We start from the raw sequence: 19,176 nt of genomic DNA on the forward strand, positions 1-19,176 counted from the left end.
AAAACGAGCCTTATTATTTGTTGTTTCACTCAGAGGGAAAAATAAATGCGAAGTTTCTTTTTCATCTTGTAGCGGATATGTAAAAAAGGTAATAAAATTTAACGAAAGTCGTTAATATACTTTTAAGTTGGATGGCGATGTCTCAAAAGGAAGTATCCATGTTATTGTAGAAAATGAAAATAAAGAGACCATATTAGATTTGACACCAGAGATAAAAACCGGTATGTTGACTGTCGATGAAAAATGTAGATATTTTCTAATACTATAAATGAGCAAATTTGAAAAATTGCACAAAACTACGCTATAGATTTCATAAAAGTGCTAAAGTCATGACTTTCCTTTGCACATCGGAAAAGATAATGATACTTTTCCAACTGGATAAGGGAGCTATAGAAAATATTGATGAGCGATTAAAAGAAAGTTTGTCAATTTATTTAAAAAGAAAAGAAAAGTTACAATTCCTGAAAAAAGCATTGTATTTTGCACCTACATTAACTGAGACAAAACAACACATTTTGCTTTCAATATGCCACATGCTCTGTAACCGCTTAACTGGAAAGAGAAATTTAGAAGCAAAATATCTGCAACTAATCAGGATTGCTATTCGAACATTAAAGAAACGTGAAGAGTTTTTTAATAAGTTATAGTATAATTTTTGCTTAAAAGTTGCAAGGAGCAAATTAAAACCAGGAGGATAATTATGGGACATTTTTATATGGAGAATATATGCACGATGGACGAACAAAGGAAATGTGAATTAAAAATAATTGCCGGCAAAATAGGATGGATCTTATTGATTGCGTATTTGGGTTCGCTAATACTTATGCGAATAATGCCGATTTTTGCTGAAAATATGGCTTTTTATATATTTTGGGCTGGTATCGTATGGGTGGGAATGAAAAAATGGGGAAGGTTGTCTTTGCTGGATACATGTTATTCTAAAAACAAATATGAATTATCCGTATTGGAAAAAGGTTTATTAACGGCATTTGTAATATTTTTATCCCATGTTTTTTGTGCATTCTTTTTGTTTTTGTATGCAAAAGTATTTCAAGACATCGTAATGATGAATGATAAAAGTTTACACAGTGGTTTAGATATTTTCACAGGTGTAATACTGGGACCTCTGGTAGAGGAATGGATTTTTCGGGGAATTCTATGGTCTAAGCTGAAGTCTTATGGGGAGGGATTTGCAATTTTAGCAACAACTATACTGTTTGCTATAATGCATGGTCAGGGGTTATTATTAATATTTCTTTTGATTGGTTTTTTTTCAGGTGTTTTGGTCTGCCTCACAGGAAATTTATGGTATGCTATTACTTTTCATGTTATTCATAATCTGGGGATTTTCTTGTGGGAAAATAAATTGTTTTCCTTTTCAATGAATATGGTTTTAACCATGTTATTAAATGCAGGACTCTTTTTAATGCTTTTAATCCTGCTATTGCTCTGTAGTAAGAAGAATATACTTTTACATTTGTATTATTGTAAAAAGAAATTATTAGAAAAAATTATTTCTGAAAAAAGTAGATTAGTAGTTTTTTTTAATACAGCTGGAATTATGTCATTTGTTTTTTATTTTGGAGTTTCATGGCTGATATCGTTGGTTTCTTTTGGACTAAATTTATAAAGGTAGGTGTTATTTCATGAAAGGTAGTGAGTCGCAGAAATGGTCTGTCAACTTTATTGATGGCTATTTTGAGTATATTTTGAGTTTATATAAAAAAGAGGAATCATCACCCAAATGCTATATGGATTTGCTTATTATTATTTCGGATGCAATAGATTATCTAAAGGATCCTGTTTGGGAAGAAGTTGGTTATTCTATATGTAAAAAAATATAGGTTCCTTTGCAAGTGCAACACATATAATGGACAAATGACATCATCAGCCAGTATCTCTGGATTCCTTTTTGGGAACGCAGCTGATATTTATCCAGACCAAGCTTTTTCTTGCTTTGTCGGAAAAACAGTTCAATTTGCCAGCGTTGGGTATAAAGTCTCAGGATTTCCTGCGTGGATAATGCTGCATTCGTTGAAACAAAGATCCGCAGTGCTTTTGGAATCCCAAAACATGGTGTTGGATAGCTCAGTAGAACCACTGTATTGGGAACATCATTCAGATTCCCTTCATACCGATATACGTAAAACTGCCTTTTATCAACGGTCACAAGGCTGATGTTTGGATCTGTTTTCCGCAAGTGAAGGGCAAATGCACTGGCTTTCTGACGGATTCCGCAAGGATAGAGGATTCGGTTGGTTTTTAAAGCCCCTATGGTGTAGAATCCTTTTTTAGCAAAGCAATCCATGACTTTGGCTGAAGTATACCAGCTGTCACAAAGGAAGTAGGAAACTATCGGTGCAATAGGAAGTTCTGCAGCAATATCCTGTATGATCTGGATCTTTGATTTTGTTTTATCATACAGAATAACGGCATAATTCAGAGTGATTCCATTGCAGAAAGCATGACGGACACGATCTGGTGCCCATAATCCTGTCTGCCTTTCAGATGAGATTGATGAAAATACGCAGCTTCGATTGGATGCAAAGCCTGTGACGAAAGCTTTGTATGGGAAGCAATCGTATCATCCACAATGCAAAAGATAGGCTGACCGGAAATAGTCGCCTCCCGGTAGATCAAATATGCAACGCTGTTTCTTAGGGCATCCTGAAAAAGGAAATCATTCCACTTTCCCTGATTCAGGAAGTGAGCCACAATCGTTCTATGATGTTGGCTGGTCAAGGCGAAATCCGTTGTTTTGCCACGGTATCCACGCAAAAAGGTAGAAAGAATGATAGCCATAAAATGCTGCAGGTAAATATCGGATAAAAAACAGTTGAGGTTGAGAACTTTAAAGTAATTGTAAATCTTATTGGAATGATGTATAATGTTTGCAATAGGCACCCCCTTGTTTGAATGAGTAGGTTGTTGGTCACACTTCAATTATACATCATTCAGCAGAGGGTGTCTTTCTTTTGTGCAAAATTTAGGATTTACTCATTTATAGATCTAATACTTAAATTTGAAAAAGCAGATGGCAAGATTAAGTTACAATGGGATTAGTGGGTATATAGTTTATAAAATCATCATTTTTCAAATCGCAGTCTGTCGTAGCCTCAAATTAAATAAAGAACTGCCTTGGGCAGCCATGTACTTAACGGTGTGTGGCTGCTTTTCCTTTGTTGAAACAGAATAAAACAATGAGAGAATACAGGGATAATATCCTGATTGAAGCATATAATAGGCTTTAGAACGGAAAACTGTGTTAAGTTGCAAAAATCTTTCCTAAAACCGGTTATACATATTGATTTGAAGGTTGCGATATGGTAATATAGAACAGAAAACTGTATTAAGTTGCAAAAATCTTTCCTAAGGAGGTTATCGTATGGAGATTCGCAGAGATTTTTACTTAGACAAATTGATTAGAAGAAAGAACAATGGATTGATTAAGGTAATTACAGGTATTCGCAGATGTGGAAAGTCCTATCTGCTGAATAATATTTTCTATAATCACTTGTTAGAGTCCGGTGTCCCTGCTGACCATATTATTCGTTTTGCGTTTGATTCCGCAGATGACCTGTATTTGATTGGAGAAAGCCTTATCAAAATTGAAAAAGAAAAACGTGGAGTTGATCCGGAGAAATTTATGGCATATATCCGTTCCCAAGTTACCACGGATGGAATGTATTATCTGCTTTTGGATGAAGTTCAGCTGATGGACTGCTTTGAATCTGTATTGAATGGTTATCTTCGCAAAGATAATATGGATGTATTCGTAACCGGAAGTAATGCAAAATTCCTGTCCAAAGATATTGTTACGGAGTTTGCCGGACGTGGAGATGAAGTCCATATGTATCCACTGAGTTTTTCGGAATTTATGTCGGTTTTCAAAGGCGACAAGTATATGGGATTGTCTGAATATATGCTTTACGGAGGCATCCCGCTGGTCGTTCTTCGTGAAAGTAGCAGCGATAAGGCGGCAGCATTGCAAAACCTGTTTAGCGAAATTTATATTCGAGATATTTTCAAACGTAACCGGATTAAAAATATTGGAGAACTGGAAGACCTGCTGAATATCCTTTCCTCTGCTATTGGTTCTCTGACCAATCCTGAGAAGTTAAAGAATACCTTTAAGACTGTAAAAAAATCTAAAATCACTTCAAAAACGATCAAGAAATATCTGGATTGTTTTGAGGATTCTTTCCTGATTGAATCAGCACAGAGATATGACATCAAGGGTAAGGCATATATTGAAACTCCAAAGAAATACTATTTCTCTGATCTTGGGCTTCGCAACGCAAGGATTAACTTCCGTCAGTTTGAGCAGACACATTCCATGGAAAATGTGATTTATAACGAACTGCGTATGCGTGGATACAGCGTGGACGTTGGTGTTGTTATTATTGCGGAAAAAGACCAAGAAGGAAAGGTAACCCGTAAACAGCTGGAAGTTGATTTTGTATGCAATCTCGGTTCTTCCAGATATTATATCCAGTCAGCTTATTCATTACCTGATGAAGCGAAACGTACTCAGGAAATCAGACCGTTTAGAAAGATAGACGATTCTTTCAAGAAGATTGTTATTACAAAAGATATTGTACAGCCGTACTATGATAACTATGGTATTTTGACCGTGAATATCTATGATTTCCTTCTTGACCCGCAAATTCTTGAAAAATAGTACAATGTAAACTCTTGTTGCGGATATGCAAAGTCGGTGTGGTGGTGAATTATAGTGATTTTAAGTACAATGAAGTCACCAAGCAAAGGAGGATTTCATATGAAACTATCTGATAAAATTGTAGGACTGAGAAAGTCCAATGGAATGTCTCAGGAGGATTTGGCTGAAAAACTGGATGTATCAAGACAAGCTATTTCTCGTTGGGAATCAGGAGCTGCGATGCCTGATGCAAATAACATTCTTCAACTTAGCAAGCTGTTTGATGTTACAACAGATTACTTACTGAACGATGATTACCAAAGTGATAATGACTTGCCGAAGATAAAAGAAGTTCAAAACGATAATCTCGGTCAGATTATGATCTATCTGGTGACACTTGAAGTGATGATACTTTTGATGCAGTTTATGACAATGTTCATTCTTCAAAATGTGTTTTTTGCATTTCTAAGTTTCCTGCCGTTTGTTGCAGCCATTGGCGGGTTTGAATATGCGTATCAGAAGAAAGTATCCAGTGCAACAGAAAAAACAAAGAACTTCCGTAGAAAGTTTTACAAAATTTCTACTTGGTTGGGACTTTATTTCCCGATTAGATTTATCGTAAGTGTTGCGGCAGGATTCTACCCTCGTCCGTATAATACTTTGGTATTAGAGGCTATTATTTTAGTAATCTATATTGCAGTAGCAACTTGTGTTAATCTTTCAATAGACAAAAGTTATTTGCCAAAAGAATAAAAGGAAAAATGATTTTGTATAGCAGTCATGCACTACGGTGTGTGGCTGCTTCTTTTTTTGCTCAATTTCCACTCAATCCACGCTCAATGTGCTTTTGCCCTCTTTCCAGTAGAATGAAATTGCAATGAAAACAGCACCAAATTCAAAAATCCGGTGCCACTTCAAAGCAAATCTACTGAAAAGAGGGCATTTTTTATGACTATCAAATTTTTTGAGGAGGAATTAAGCAAATGAAAGAACTGAAAAGCATCAAAATTATCGCCGTAGATCATGGCTACGGCAACATCAAAACAGCAAACACCGTCACCCCTACCGGCATTACTGCCTATGACACAGAACCGATTTTCTCCGGTAACATTCTGGAATACAACGGCACCTATTACCGCATCGGAGAGGGACACAAGGAATTTATTCCGGACAAAGCCATGGATGAGGACTATTATCTTTTGACTCTGATGGCAGTTGCCAGAGAGCTGAATGCGTATGGCATCCGTGAAGCAGATGTTCATCTGGCTGCCGGTCTGCCGCTGACCTGGGTTCGCAAACAGCGTGAAGATTTCCGAACTTACCTGCTCCGCAATGAATATGTATCTTTCCATTTCAATGGTAAGGAGTACAAGCTCCATTTTGTCGGATGCAGTTTGTTCCCTCAAGGTTATCCCGCTATTGTCAGCAGATTGGGCGATTTCAAGGGAACCAATCTCCTTGCAGACATCGGAAACGGCACCATGAACATTCTCTATATCAACAATAAAAAGGCGGTGGAGAGCCGTTGTTGGACAGAGAAGTTTGGTGTGAACCAGTGTATGATCGCTGCTAAAAATGCCGTGCTGGACAGCTTTGGTGTCAAAATCGAAGAAGTCACCATTGAGCAGGTGCTTCGCTATGGAACAGCGGACATCGGCAAGCCTTATCTGGACTGTATCACTGCCATTGCGAAAAGGTATGTAGCGGATATTTTCGCCACACTCCGCCGCTATGAATACAATCCGGAACTGATGCGACTGTATATTGTTGGCGGTGGTGGCTGTCTGGTCAGAAACTTCGGGCAGTACGATGAAACCCGTGTAACCATTCTGGATGATATTTGTGCGACTGCTAAGGGATATGAATATCTCGCCCATGCCAGCCTTCGCAGGAAGGAGTAAGCATGAGTGAGAATATCCGCAGCACAAATCTTCGTTTCAATCTGGACAAGGATGTGCAGAACCGGGCGTGGCAGTATCTGCAAACGATGGATAAAAAGAAATTCAAATCCTACAGCCAGATTATCGCCATTTCTCTGGTGGACTACTTTGACCGTTACTACAAGAAGCAAGATGAGCCGTATCTGGAAACCAGAGAGCGTGAGGAACGCTTCGTGGAGCAGATTGTAACAGCGGTGGAAAATGCCATGAACAGGACCCTACCGGTATATTTGGCAGGCTGTATGGTTGGTATTGCTCAGATTACACCGCAGGTAGCTGTTGCAGCATCCGAACCGGAAGATGCAGACCTTGACTGGGATTTTCTTGGGGAATAACCGGTATCTATTCTGACAACGGAAGGAGGTGAACGCATGACACAGTTTCTAATAAAGGATACCCTGATACCGCCGTATATGGCATTTCCACGATTTTTACTGGATATGGAGCAGCTGAGTGAAACCGCAAAAATACTGTATGTACTTTTGTTGGATAGAGCAAGACTTTCACAGAAAAACGAAGGCTGGGTAGATGAGCGTGGGCGTGCGTTCATATTCTTTCCAATCAAGGATTTGGCAGAAACCATGCACAAAAGCGAAATGTCTGTTAAGACCGCTCTGGCAGTTCTGGAAAAAACGGATTTGATTTTCCGCAAGCGTCAGGGACCGGGATTGCCAAACAAAATCTATGTAAAAGTCCCACCGGAATATCTGGTGCAGACGGACAGAAATCTTTCCCTGATACAGACAGAAACCTATCCGTCTGACGGACAGGAAACTGTCTCTGTAAGGGAAAGAAAAGTGTCCGGAAGTAATAATGAAAAGAACAATAACAAGATAAAGAAACAAGGGAGTAAGGCTGACCGCACCGCTTACGGAAAATATCAAAATGTTTTCCTGAATGAAAAGGAGCTGGCACAGCTTCAAAAGGAAATACCATTATACCGGGAATATATCGAAAAGCTGTCTGGCTATATACGTTCCAGCGGGAAGCGGTATCAAGACCACGCTGCTACGATTCACAGCTGGTATACGCAGGATCACCCGGCTCCCGTAAGACGCAGCTATGAATGTAAGGAGGATGAAAGCCTATGAACCAAATCACTGGCACCATTCAGAATATCTTTTCTGACCGCCCTTTGCAGGAAGATGAATACCGCAATGAATCAGACAACCTCATCCACTGCGCCAAATGTAAAACACCCAGGCAGCACCATGTGGTTGTTCTTGGAAAGGAAATGGTGGTTCCCATTCGCTGCCGCTGTCAGCAGGAAGTCCAGGATAAAGAGGAAGCGGAGAGAAAGCACCGTGAATTTCTGGATCAGGTGTCCCGTCTGAAAGCCAACGGCTTACAGGACAAGTCCCTGCGGGAATACACCTTTGCCAATGATAAGGGTTACAACCCGGAAATGCAGAAAGCCCATGACTATGTTGTCCATTGGAGCGAAATGAAGGCAAAATCCATCGGCTTGCTTCTCTGGGGCGATGTGGGAACCGGAAAATCCTTTTTTGCCGGATGTATCGCCAACGCTCTGCTGGAGCAGGGTGTTCCGGTGCTGATGACCAATTTCTCCCGGATTCTCAACGCCCTGTCCGGGCTGTATTCCGAGGAGAAGAACCAATATATCGACAGCCTGAACCAGTACAGTCTGCTGATTATTGATGACCTGGGAATTGAGCGCAGTACGGAGTTTGCCTTGGAACAGGTATTCAATGTCATTGATAGCCGATATCGCAGCAAATTGCCACTGATTGTGACAACTAATATGACCTTGGAGGAACTGAAAAATCCGCAGGATCTGACTCGCTCCCGTATCTATGACCGAGTATTGGAACGGTGTGTGCCGCTGAGAATCAACAATCAGAATATCCGGCAGAGAAATGCCGCTGAAAGCATGAAAGAAGCACGGAAAATACTGGAAAGCGGTACTGGAACGTAAGACCGGCGGTGCCGGATTGTCTCCTAATCAGCGGTGCATTGATAATTCCGCTCATGCAGCAACAATCCCGGCACCATTCTTTTCTAAAACAAGTACCAAATAAAAATCAGTTAGACCGGATATGGTCAGAAAGGACGTAAATATGACCGAGGATGAAAAGAAATTATTGCAGGCGAAACACAGACAGGAAGCGGTTGAAGCCAGAAACCGTCAGAAAGAGAGAAAACAGCGCACAAGAAGATTGATTCAGCAGGGAGCTATTCTGGAAAACGTATTCCCGGAAGCACAGATAATGGACTTGGATAATCTAAAAATGGAGCTGGAAAGACGATTAAGTGCAGAAGTTACGGAAAAACATTGAGGTACGAAAGTATCTCTATTCCCGAAGGGCGCACTTACTCACCACCCGATAACATCGGGCGGTGGTATCCCCTTCGGGGCCGTGCGCTCTGCGAGGCGGATGCGGCTCCTGCGGGAGCCTTATGGACAATGCCACAATCCTGCGAGCTTGCTGTCATTGTCCACGCAGCTGGTGGTCGGTGTTACCACCTATAAAAAATACCGTCGCTTTAACCGACGGTATTCCACCAACTGTCTGCAAAAACCTGCCACCGGCAGCTTTGTTGCAGAGATGGGCATTGTTGCCAAGCCCAATTTGCTTTTTCTAAAAAGCAACAAAAACAAAAGCGAAAGGACGGTGATGAAGAATGGCAATCTATCATCTGGAAGCAAAGGTCATCAGCCGTGGAGCCGGGCGCTCCGCTGTGGCGGCTTCCGCATATCTGAGCTGTTCACAGATATACAACGACTACGATGGGATTCAGCATGATTACACCAGAAAACGAGGGCTTGTCTGGCAGGAAGTATTTCTTCCGCCAATCGCTCCGGCTGCGTGGAGTGACCGAAGCATTCTGTGGAATGCGGTGGAGGAAAACGAAAAGACCAAGGACAGCCGCCTTGCCCGTGAATTTGTGGTAGCACTTCCCATAGAACTGGGAAAGACAGACTGGCAGAGCCTTCTCACAGAATTTATTCAGGACAATTTTGTGGCCGAGGGAATGTGTGCGGATGTTGCAATCCATGACCCATATCCGCCCGGACACAATCCACACGCCCACATTATGCTGACGATTCGCCCCTTACAGGAAAACGGTAAATGGCAGCATAAAACCGAAAAAGAATATCTGTGCGTGAGGGATGGCGCAGAATGGGGATTTACCTCTGCTGAATATAAGATCGCACAGGCAGAGGGCTGGGAGAAACAGTATCAATATCTGGTTGGCGAGCGAAAGGTGTATATGGCACCTTCAGAAGCTGAGAAGCAAGGTTATGAACGAGCCAACAAGTATCCCAAAAGTACAAAGTATGGCAGACAGAATCCAATTTCTCAGCGTTGGAACAGCGATGAACAGCTACTCATCTGGCGGGAAAAATGGGCAACCGTTACCAATCGGCATTTGGCACAGTATCCGGAGATAGATGCCCGGATCGATCACCGCAGTCACGCCGCACGGGGATTGGATGAACTGCCAACCATCCACGAGGGCTATCACGCACGAAAGCTGGAAGCGATGGGTATCGTTTCTGACCGCTGCGAAATTAATCGCCAGATCAAGGCGGACAACGCCCTTCTCCGGGAGCTGAAAGCGAAGGTCAAAAAGCTGGCTGCTGCAGTAAAAACTTCGATTCCGGAGCTGGCAAATGCACTGGAATCCCTGCGTGAGAATATGATTGTTCTTATGTACCGCATCAGCCATATCCGTATCAGCAAGCAGAAAATCTCTGACTATGTGGATGCTGTAAAACCGGTCGTGGAACGATATACGGAAATCAAACAGGAAATCAAAGAGAAAAACACAGAGCGAAAGCAGCTCCGTGCAGAACAGGATTCTCTACCCTTTATTCATGTGATAAAGCATCAGAAATTGTCGGAGCAGGTTGCTACGCTGACTGAGGATTTGGAGGAATTGAAATCCGAAAAGTCCATGCTTCTGAACAGTATGGAATGTGCGGATGATGCAGCCTTCTCCAAATTCAAAAAGGAAGTCAAGAATCTTGATACACAGATGGACGCACTGGAACAGGCAGAAAATAAATTCACTGCCGAACTGGACAGAACACTGGAGAGATACAGGGATTTGGAAAAAACCGTTGCCGATGTGGATGCAGGCGAATTGACCGACACCAGAATGGAGCTTCGCACTGGCAAAGAGCAATCCGCAGCCAGTCAGCTTCAAAAAATCTACGGCGTTAAATATGATTATGATATGATGCGTCAGAGCAAGCTGGAAGTGAAGAAAATGCTTGGGGAAGTTACCAGAAAGCCTTCTATTACTCAAATGCTTCAGCGCAAAGAACCAGAATCACAGATGCAAAAACCTCCCAAAAGAAAGCAAAAAGATTACGAGCGATGATAACAAAATCCACCATTACCACTCCGATTTTGGAATGGTAGTGGTGGATTGCTGCTCTACAATATATCTGAGCCAGTGAAAAATATACTGTCCTTCCTGTGTACATATCGTACTACACAGTATTTTCAACAGAAAAAATACCATCGCTGCTACTTTGGAAGTATCTGCGATGGTATTCCTTTACTAAGGATGCAATAATTATATTTGACATTGTACTTGGACAGTTATCGAATTTCAAATTCTACTGCCAGATAATGAGTATGGATTTCATCTTCTATCGTTTCATATATTTTCTTTATGATGCGATATTTACCGTCTGACAAGTCGCCATACCACGTTTTCCAATTCGTAGAAAAAGCCGTAATTTCTCCCGCTGGAATCTGGTATAGAGTATCTGTCCACAATCCATCCGTCAGCTGATCCAGCCTGTGTCATTCACCGTTTTCCCACTTCTGAATATCATACCATTCCCAGGTTTTCAGTCCTTTTCCACTTTGATTTGAAATTTCAATATCGCCTTCCCGGGATTTATACTTTTCCATCATCATAGTCACGTTAGGCAAGGTATTCATCGCTATATGCCTTTTTTCCAGTAACTGTTTTCTGTTCTCCGGTATTGCCGTTGGTTACAGCAATGCTGGCAATCTTAGAAGCATCCACCATTGAAACTCCTGCCACTACTGATGTAGTTTCTCCCGACTCAGCTCCGTTTGATCCGTTAACATCTCCATCAGCAACAGGAAATTGAATATCCTGTCGCACTTCTTCAGTAGCAAAGATGCACCATTTACCATCCATGTAGATTTCAATGGTTCCTTCGGCAGCACCGTACTGATATGCGTATCCCTCGCCAAAATTCGATTGATCATTTACGGTAGGCTTGGTGTTCCCGTGAACAGAGGATGTGATCTTGCCATTCATCACATCGTGGTGAGCATCTGTATTTTCAAATCCTGTGTACAGATAGAGTGTGTCATTCACCATAACCATCGGAATCACAGCACCACTATCTGCTGAGTGAGAAGTATGTTCCGAATTTTCATTGCCCAAGTTGGTACTATCAAATGAAGCACGAATCACGATTGCATAATCTACATTTTCCAATCTTTCAGGTTCATTGACAAGCACTTCGGGACTAAATACCCTCACTCCATTTCCCACATCAAATACCATAGCTGCCAAAATTTTTTCCGCCTCGGATTGGATTAGAATAGGTTTATTCAACTCATAACCGTTGCAGCTCCATCCGAGGATGGAATAATTCTCAGGGAATGCAAAATATGTGATGAAGGAACCACCATGTTCGTTGGTATCGACTTGAATATCAACACCTACTGAATGACCGTTTTCACGACGAACATCCAATAAGATGTTTATCTCATCGACTTCACTCGTTAATACGGCAGGCGTAGATTTTGTGCAAGTGCCATTACTCCACTGCTCGGCATAAACAGTGCCGCTCATTACACTTTGACCAAAGGTAGTATCATAGGTAAAAGTATTACCATTTCCGGGTGTAGACTGTTCAACAAGTGTTATAGAATCACCAATCGTTTTGGGATTTGTCAGGAAACAAACCGCCGTAACGATAGCAGCAATTATTGCTACGACAACAATCCAGAACGCAGGCTTTTTATAATTCAACACACGCTTCACCCTTTCTTTTACGCCAACCTCGCCAAAGGCAAGCGGGCAAACCAAAATCGTTCTTCTATTTACGCTACAAGAGAGTAATGTTTCGGAATAGGAAATAGACTCGCTCTGATTTAATTCTCGAATGACTTTCTCGTCGCAAGCCAACTCAATATCTCTGCAAAGTAAAATATACGCAATCCATACAAGCGGATTGAACCAATGGATTGCTAAAACCAGATACCCCAGCGGCTTCCACCAGTGGTCACAGCGTTTTAAATGAGCGTTCTCATGGGCGATGATATGGGGAAGCTGCACTTCATCCGTTCCGGACGGAATGTAGATTTTTGGCTTAAAGCAGCCTAGGATAAATGGTGTTTGGATATCATCGCAAATCCAAATGTTGTCCCGCACATTTAACGATGGACGAACCTTGTTGTGGATTTTTCGGTAGCTCACAAGAGCAAATACAGCAAAAGTGAAAATGCCAACTATCCATGCAACACTGAGAATCGTTGTTATGTTAGCTCCGTTGTTTGCAGGAACCGTCACACCTTCAAAGTAGCGGTCGCCAAGGTAATCATTGATTTGTGTATCTACGATATTGAAACCTGTATTCACATCAAAGGATGGTCCGGAAACGACCTCATTCGGAAAAACCTCTGCGCTTGGCACCATGCTCAAATTGCTTTCGATGGTAATCGGGCATAAGAGTCGAATTGCAACAGCACCCCAAAGCAGAACATTGATCCACTTAGGTGCCTCTCTCAAAACTACACGCAAAAGTACGACCGCAAGGATCAGCCAAGATGCGGCGATACTCATATTTACAATTTTCAAAAAGAGTGAACTCATAGATTACTCCTTTCCGGCGGCTGCATCAATCATGTGTCGAATCTCCGCAGCTTCCTGTTGAGAAATACCCTTCCTTTGTGTAAAAGCCGCAATGAAAGCAGGGAGGGAGCCTTCAAAGGTTTCATCTACAAACTGCTCGCTCTGAACAGCATAGAACTCGTTCTTGGTCAGCACAGAGGAAACAGTTCCTCCGTTGTTTTGGAAAATCCCACGCTCACAGAGTTTGCGTAACACGGTATAAGTGGTAGAACGGTTCCAATTCAGTTCCTTCTCACAGAGCTTTACCAAATCTCTGGAGTGCAAAGGCTCATTCGCCCAAATAATATCAGCGAAGTGGGATTCCACTACGCCCATTTTAATCTCAGCCATAAAGATTTCTCCTTCCAGTTGATAGTCAATAAACTAATTATAGTTTACTCTCAATAAACTGGAATGTCAATAGGAAACAGTCATGTTCATAATAGTTTCACAAGTATTTGGGTTTCTGCATTTTCTAACTTTCCGACAAGCTGGTGGGATGTCAAAACAACTTCTGTCCAACTCGGATTCAAGGGAAAAGAGAGAACTTGTACCCATGATGTGTACAAGCTCTCTCCCTTGGCGTTAGCAATATATTAGTTCATTCAAAACAATTTCCTCCGCAGCATTGCGGATGTTATTGCAGGCATCTACCCAGATCATCTGATCAAGAGCTTTTAATTCCTCGTTTACACCATGCTGCTCCTGCATTTGTCGAGTCAGCAGCTCCATCCGTTGACGAGCCGTATCATCAATGTCGTTCAAGTGTGATACCAGCTTTCCGTCGAACAAAAGCTCCGTATACAACCCCGGGCGATGCTCTTTTATGTAATTCATTCGCATACGACCATACTTACCGTAATGTGGTTCTTCTTCAACCGGAAGCTCCAGGTTCGGATAATACATTCCGTCCTCGCCTAAAGTGTAGGTGCCGCCTAATTCTTCAAAAATCGATTTCATAGAAAACCCTCCTGTCATGTTTACTTGGTGCTTACTTTATGTTATAATAGCACATGATACATCACATAGCAAGAGAAGGAGGAAAAGCAGATGCGACAAAATGAAGATGTTATCGCCCTCTATTCCCGTAAATCAAAATTTACAGGGAAAGGCGAGAGTATTGGCAATCAGGTTGAACTTGGCAAAGAGTATGTTCGTGTGCATTTTGGTGATGCCGCTGTAGATAAAATCGTAGTATATGAAGATGAGGGATTTTCCGGAGGGAATCTGAACCGTCCGGCATTCAAACGAATGATGGATGCAGCAAAAAAGCGACAGTTTAAGGCAATCATTGTCTATCGTCTTGACCGTATCAGCCGTAATGTCAGCGACTTCTCTGGATTGATTGAAGAACTTGCCCGTTTGGATATTTCTTTTATTTCCATCAAGGAGCAGTTTGACACCAGCACCCCGATGGGACGAGCCATGATGTATATTGCATCTGTTTTTTCTCAGTTGGAGCGTGAAACCATTGCCGAGCGTATCCGTGACAATATGCATGAGCTGGCAAAGACCGGACGCTGGTTAGGTGGTACAACCCCTACCGGCTTTGAATCCGAAGCTATAAAAAGCATTACAGTGGACGGAAAGACAAAGAAAGCCTGCAAGTTGAAACTTGTTCCGGAAGAAGCAGATATAGTCAAAACGATTTTTGATTTGTATGTGGAAACGGATTCTTTGACTTTGACAGAAGCGGCGTTGATTAAGCAAGGGTTCAAGACAAAGAACGGAAAATATTTTACCCGTTTCTCGGTCAAAGCGATTTTGCAGAATCCGGTCTACATGGTCGCTGACCAAGAGGCGTATGATTTCTTTATAAAGAATGATACAGACCTGTTCTCCGAGCATGATGCCTTTGACGGTGTTCACGGCATGATGGCATATAATCGTACCGATCAGGAAAAAGGCAGAGCGAGTATCTCGTTACCGCCGAGTGAATGGATTGTGTCCGTTGGCAAACATCCCGGACTAATTCCCGGCAAGGTGTGGGTGCAGGTTCAAGAGTCATTGGAACGCAACAAGTCCAAGTCTTTCAGAAAACCACGCAGTAACGAAGCGTTGCTGACCGGTCTGCTGTTCTGCAGCTGCGGTGAGCGTATGTATCCGAAGATGAGCAAGCGAAAAACTGCTGACGGCAAGGTGATTTACACCTATGTGTGCAAAATGAAAGAGCGCAGCCAGCGTACCGTGTGCAACAGCAAAAACGCAAACGGCAATACACTGGATATGGCAATCATCGAACAGGTAAAAATGCTTGCAGATGATAAGGAGACTTTTGTCAGTCAGTTGGAGCAGAGCCGAAAATTCTATACCGGCAATCGCATGGACTACGAACAGCGGATTTCCGATATGAGAAAAGAGAAGGCAGAAACAGAGAAGAAAATCAATTCACTGGTGGATTCTCTCGTGGAAATGGGTGACAGCCCTGCCAAGGCTCATGTAACAAAGCGAATTGAGCAACTGAACGAAGAATACCAGTCCCTTGAAAAACGTATTCAGGAGCTGGAAGGACTGACTACGCAGCACGCTCTCAGTGATGTTGAATTTGACTTGATGCGCCAGCTGCTGACTGTCTTTAAGGACGGCATTGATGAAATGACCATAGAACAGAAACGAGCAGCCATCCGCACCATCGTGCGTAAGGTTATCTGGGACGGAGTCAATGCCCATGTGGTTCTGTTCGGTGTGCAGGACGATGAAATCGAATACCCGGAAATCGCTTCTGCTGCTTCTGATAATACAGACGATGAGGACGATAATGATGAATTGGTGGCATTTTCCGATGTAGATTACGAAGATGATGATACGGAGGATGACCGCCTGGGAAAAACTAATCCCCTCAGTGCATCAAAAACGCATTGGGGGGAGGATAGCAAATGAAATCCTAATGATGTTCCGGACCGGAAAGAAGTTCTCCAGAGAAGTTTCCATCTATGATCCCATCGGAGCGGATAAGGACGGGGAGACCGTGAGCCTCTTGGATATCCTTGAGGCGGGGGACAGGGAAGTCCTTGAGACTGTGATCATCAAGCAGGACGTGAAGATCCTCTACGAGGCGTACAAGGAAAATCTCACGGATATGGAGCAGACCGTGATCCGCATGAGATATGGACTGTTCGGGACAAAGGAACACACACAGCGGGAGATCGCGGAAAAGCTCGGGATCTCCCGGTCCTATGTGTCGAGGATCGAAAAACGGGCGGTGGGGCATATGCGGGAGGCGTTTTATGAGCCTGCCGGGAACACCCGGTGATACATTTTGTAGAAAGTTTCTGCGGGAAGGGAGTTTAAGAATGATTCGGACGGAACGAGAAGTCCCCGGTTCGTCCGGCTTCCTTCCAGGAACGAGAGGTCCGGCAGCGGATCGGCAGGAGCGCAGCTGTAAAGGCATCCATTCGTTGTGTAAAAGTGGCTGAATCTCGGACCGCGCAGCTTTTCTATGACGGCGAAAAGGGCATCTTTCGGGACCGAGGTGCCCGCACAGATATAGGAGGGGATTGCCGGAGCGCCTTCCAGAGGCCAATAGGCCTTATTTTTTTTGCCGTCAGCCCGGAGCGCATAGACGGACGGAACCAGGGCGAGAGGTGACGCACCGATGGAAACCTGATGAAAGGCCTGGATCGGCATGTCGAAAACATTTGATGCAGTAAGAAAATGTTTTGCTGTTTCCATACCGAAGGACTCCCATGTGAGCTTTGCGACAGTCTTTACGGCAGAGTTGTTGATGCCGCCATAGGAGAGGGGAAAGGATGATTCAACGAGCCGGTTAAGAGAGATACTTTGCTCACTGTCTGCATCGGTTCCTGTGAAAAAATTAGCGTTAATGCTCCTGGCATCCATGCTGGTCTGGCGTAGAAGCTCCACGTCGGAGTAAAACACGAGAGGAATCGCAAGATAGGGAAGGAGAGCGGAAGCTTTTTTGAGTCCGCCAAGCTCCGGAATATCTTTTACCGGGAAGAACTCTTTTAATGGAAGAAGTCCATGCTCTCTAAAACGGTTCCAGATCCGCTCATCCTCAAATACTTCCAGATCCGTGGAGACCACGAGATCTGGAAGGACGGAATCTTCCTCCCTCAGATAGTCGGACATATGGCGGCCATATCCGAGACCGAAGCAGGTGATATCAAGGTCGATGTTATCCTTTCTGAGTTCCTCCCGGATCTCATTTAAAAATTGCAGCTCCTGCCGGTGCAGGACGCAGATATTGTTCCAGTAAAGTCTGATGGTTGTCATAAAAGTTCTTCTCCTTGTCGAAGTAATTCCTGAAGATGTTTCTGACACTCGTAGGCAGCATCCAGCTCTGCATAAAGCGTTTTTTCCGCCTCTGTCCGCTTTCTGATCCGGCAGACCTCCCCACCTTTCATTGCGAGGCGTGTGGATGCCATCAGGGCAGTGTGGGGATCATGAGTGACGATGAGGACAAGCTTGCTCTGGTCGGTGAGGAGCCGCAGCGCCGCTTTTTTGTCGATTCCTGCGTTTTCTATCTCGTCGATGAGGACGATAGGGCTGTCACAGATGCAGGCAAGGTCGGCGATCATAAGTGCCCGGGTCTGGCCGCCGCTTAGGAGGTTTAAACTTTCTTCCGGTAGAACCGGCTCCGGCGTGATCTGGTTCGCCATGGTTAACACATCATCCGGGGAGATCTCCGGATGGTTCCGGCACTGGCAGTGGAGCTTTAAAAATTCCCGGACGCTGAGATCCAGGACGAAGCGCATGCTCTGGGAGAGATGGGCGATGAGTTCCTTCGAGAGGCTGGAGCGGTCTGCCAGGGTGACCGGGACATTGTTTATGAGGATGCCCCGCCTGCTGATTCCGTCACCGTTTACAAGCTGCTCAATGTCTTTTATGAGACGGCTTTTTCCAGCCCCTGTGTTTCCGGCGATGGCACAGAGCTCGCCGGGATGGAGTGTGACCGGGGCAAAATGTTCCGGTTCCCCGGCTTTGTTGGTTCCTGGTAGAATCGTCAAAGATTCAAAGTTCATCTGTGGATACCTCCTTGAAAGATCTTGCCGACGACACCCTGCTGGTAGGCGGATCCCACCCGCTGTTCACCGACGCAGTAGGAGCAGACTCCGGCGGGCATGGTGTGGCGGAGCCGGTCTTCCTTCAGGGATTCAATTTCCGGCCGCTCCAAAAGCCAGCCCCCTAAAAATTCTGTCCCGTATCCGGCGAGACCGTCCGCAGGGAAAATCCTGGCACCCGGATTTATTTTTTTTAGCTGCCATTCGATGATCTCAAGCTCCGCCTGGGAGACCATATCGATCTTTGTGAGAACAATGAAATCAGCGCCAGAGACCATGGGACCAAGGCGCTCCGGGGAGTGGCTGCTGGCGGTGCAGTCCAGGACACATCCCGCGGTACAGAGTTCTGTCGCAGGAGAGCAACGGTGGCAGAGCCCGGCTGTCTCGATAAGAAGGCAGTCCCGCCCGAGGCTGTCACACCAGTCCCAGAGCTCTGGGAGATTTGATACGAGAAAATGGTCCGGGCAGATATCCCGGCTGAGTCCTGTTACCGTGGGGATATTGAGATTCTTATATACAGATTCATCGTTGGAGGACAGGCAGTCGATTTTACAGATGGCTGTCCGCATTCCTCCTTTTTCTAAGAAAGGGATCAGATACCGCAGGATGGATGTTTTTCCAACTGCAGAAGATCCGGAAAATAAAAATACATGCTTTGGCATTACAACTCCTTTGTCTGTCCTGAATGAACAGAACGTGT

The 19,176-nt window shown here is 43.8% G+C and carries 20 protein-coding genes; 12 read left to right on the forward strand and 8 right to left on the reverse strand.

The window, feature by feature from the left end; all coding sequences use genetic code 11:
- Positions 1-359 precede the first annotated feature (359 nt).
- Complete coding sequence (locus DW677_RS01610; protein ID WP_107000094.1) at positions 360-647, forward strand: hypothetical protein; 288 nt, start codon at positions 360-362, stop codon at positions 645-647.
- 53 nt (positions 648-700) lie between these two features.
- The gene (locus DW677_RS01615; RefSeq protein WP_117504970.1) at positions 701-1,630 is read left to right on the forward strand and encodes a type II CAAX endopeptidase family protein; all 930 of its coding nucleotides are present in this window, start codon (positions 701-703) and stop codon (positions 1,628-1,630) included.
- A gap of 189 nt (positions 1,631-1,819) precedes the next feature.
- Here DW677_RS01615 and DW677_RS01620 read toward each other — a convergent pair whose 3' ends face one another.
- The gene (locus DW677_RS01620; protein WP_107000092.1) at positions 1,820-2,515 is read right to left on the reverse strand and encodes a transposase; all 696 of its coding nucleotides are present in this window, start codon (positions 2,513-2,515) and stop codon (positions 1,820-1,822) included.
- On the reverse strand, positions 2,440-2,802 hold the full coding sequence (locus tag DW677_RS01625; RefSeq protein ID WP_117566377.1) for a hypothetical protein: 363 nt from the start codon (positions 2,800-2,802) through the stop codon (positions 2,440-2,442). The genes DW677_RS01620 and DW677_RS01625 overlap by 76 nt, the downstream gene beginning before the upstream one ends.
- A gap of 583 nt (positions 2,803-3,385) precedes the next feature.
- Between DW677_RS01625 and DW677_RS01630 the strand changes: the two genes are divergently transcribed.
- The 8 genes from DW677_RS01630 (at position 3,386) to mobQ (ending at position 10,950) form a co-directional block, all read left to right on the forward strand.
- Entirely contained in the window at positions 3,386-4,681 is a 1,296-nt protein-coding gene (locus DW677_RS01630) for an ATP-binding protein (RefSeq protein ID WP_107000090.1), read from the forward strand.
- Positions 4,682-4,780: 99 nt separating this feature from the next.
- Positions 4,781-5,413, forward strand: coding sequence for a helix-turn-helix transcriptional regulator (locus DW677_RS01635; RefSeq protein ID WP_117566378.1), 633 nt, complete (start codon positions 4,781-4,783; stop codon positions 5,411-5,413).
- Between the two features lie 230 nt (positions 5,414-5,643).
- Positions 5,644-6,561, forward strand: a complete 918-nt coding sequence (locus tag DW677_RS01640) for a ParM/StbA family protein (RefSeq protein WP_107000088.1) — start codon at positions 5,644-5,646, stop codon at positions 6,559-6,561.
- A gap of 2 nt (positions 6,562-6,563) precedes the next feature.
- Positions 6,564-6,935 carry an adenylate cyclase gene (locus DW677_RS01645; protein WP_117504976.1) on the forward strand — a complete coding sequence of 124 codons (372 nt, stop codon included), beginning with the start codon at positions 6,564-6,566 and terminating at the stop codon, positions 6,933-6,935.
- A 36-nt stretch (positions 6,936-6,971) separates the two neighbouring features.
- Positions 6,972-7,691: a replication initiator protein A gene (locus tag DW677_RS01650; RefSeq protein ID WP_107000086.1), complete on the forward strand. Its 720-nt coding sequence runs from the start codon at positions 6,972-6,974 to the stop codon at positions 7,689-7,691.
- Entirely contained in the window at positions 7,688-8,536 is an 849-nt protein-coding gene (locus tag DW677_RS01655) for an ATP-binding protein (RefSeq protein WP_107000085.1), read from the forward strand. The genes DW677_RS01650 and DW677_RS01655 overlap by 4 nt, the downstream gene beginning before the upstream one ends.
- A 142-nt stretch (positions 8,537-8,678) precedes the next feature.
- On the forward strand, positions 8,679-8,897 hold the full coding sequence (locus tag DW677_RS01660) for a DUF3847 domain-containing protein (RefSeq protein WP_107000084.1): 219 nt from the start codon (positions 8,679-8,681) through the stop codon (positions 8,895-8,897).
- 346 nt (positions 8,898-9,243) lie between these two features.
- Complete coding sequence (gene mobQ / locus DW677_RS01665) at positions 9,244-10,950, forward strand: MobQ family relaxase (RefSeq protein ID WP_117504978.1); 1,707 nt, start codon at positions 9,244-9,246, stop codon at positions 10,948-10,950.
- A gap of 555 nt (positions 10,951-11,505) precedes the next feature.
- Here the strand turns inward: mobQ and DW677_RS18620 are convergent.
- From DW677_RS18620 to DW677_RS01680, 3 genes are all read right to left on the reverse strand, one after another.
- Positions 11,506-13,437 (reverse strand): M56 family metallopeptidase, encoded by a 1,932-nt coding sequence (locus DW677_RS18620; protein WP_233430164.1) that lies wholly within the window; start codon positions 13,435-13,437, stop codon positions 11,506-11,508.
- 3 nt (positions 13,438-13,440) lie between these two features.
- Positions 13,441-13,806: a BlaI/MecI/CopY family transcriptional regulator gene (locus DW677_RS01675; protein ID WP_107000083.1), complete on the reverse strand. Its 366-nt coding sequence runs from the start codon at positions 13,804-13,806 to the stop codon at positions 13,441-13,443.
- Between the two features lie 234 nt (positions 13,807-14,040).
- Positions 14,041-14,415, reverse strand: a complete 375-nt coding sequence (locus DW677_RS01680) for a TnpV protein (protein ID WP_117566379.1) — start codon at positions 14,413-14,415, stop codon at positions 14,041-14,043.
- 90 nt (positions 14,416-14,505) lie between these two features.
- Here DW677_RS01680 and DW677_RS01685 point away from each other — a divergent pair, with 90 nt between their 5' ends.
- Positions 14,506-16,335 (forward strand): recombinase family protein, encoded by a 1,830-nt coding sequence (locus tag DW677_RS01685; RefSeq protein WP_107000081.1) that lies wholly within the window; start codon positions 14,506-14,508, stop codon positions 16,333-16,335.
- A 7-nt stretch (positions 16,336-16,342) separates the two neighbouring features.
- Positions 16,343-16,708, forward strand: coding sequence for a sigma factor-like helix-turn-helix DNA-binding protein (locus DW677_RS01690; RefSeq protein WP_242998055.1), 366 nt, complete (start codon positions 16,343-16,345; stop codon positions 16,706-16,708).
- Here DW677_RS01690 and DW677_RS01695 read toward each other — a convergent pair.
- The 3 genes from DW677_RS01695 to DW677_RS01705 are packed head-to-tail and all read right to left on the reverse strand — an operon-like array spanning position 16,681 to position 19,138.
- Positions 16,681-17,688, reverse strand: a complete 1,008-nt coding sequence (locus DW677_RS01695; protein WP_117469392.1) for a hypothetical protein — start codon at positions 17,686-17,688, stop codon at positions 16,681-16,683. The genes DW677_RS01690 and DW677_RS01695 overlap by 28 nt on opposite strands.
- The gene (locus DW677_RS01700; RefSeq protein ID WP_117469393.1) at positions 17,685-18,437 is read right to left on the reverse strand and encodes an ATP-binding cassette domain-containing protein; all 753 of its coding nucleotides are present in this window, start codon (positions 18,435-18,437) and stop codon (positions 17,685-17,687) included. Before DW677_RS01700 ends, DW677_RS01695 begins: the two co-directional genes overlap by 4 nt.
- Positions 18,434-19,138: a GTP-binding protein gene (locus DW677_RS01705; protein ID WP_117469394.1), complete on the reverse strand. Its 705-nt coding sequence runs from the start codon at positions 19,136-19,138 to the stop codon at positions 18,434-18,436. Before DW677_RS01705 ends, DW677_RS01700 begins: the two co-directional genes overlap by 4 nt.
- Positions 19,139-19,176 lie beyond the last annotated feature (38 nt).

The sequence above is a fragment of the Clostridium sp. AM25-23AC genome, from assembly GCF_003435125.1.
GTDB lineage: Bacteria > Bacillota > Clostridia > Lachnospirales > Lachnospiraceae > Pilosibacter > Pilosibacter fragilis.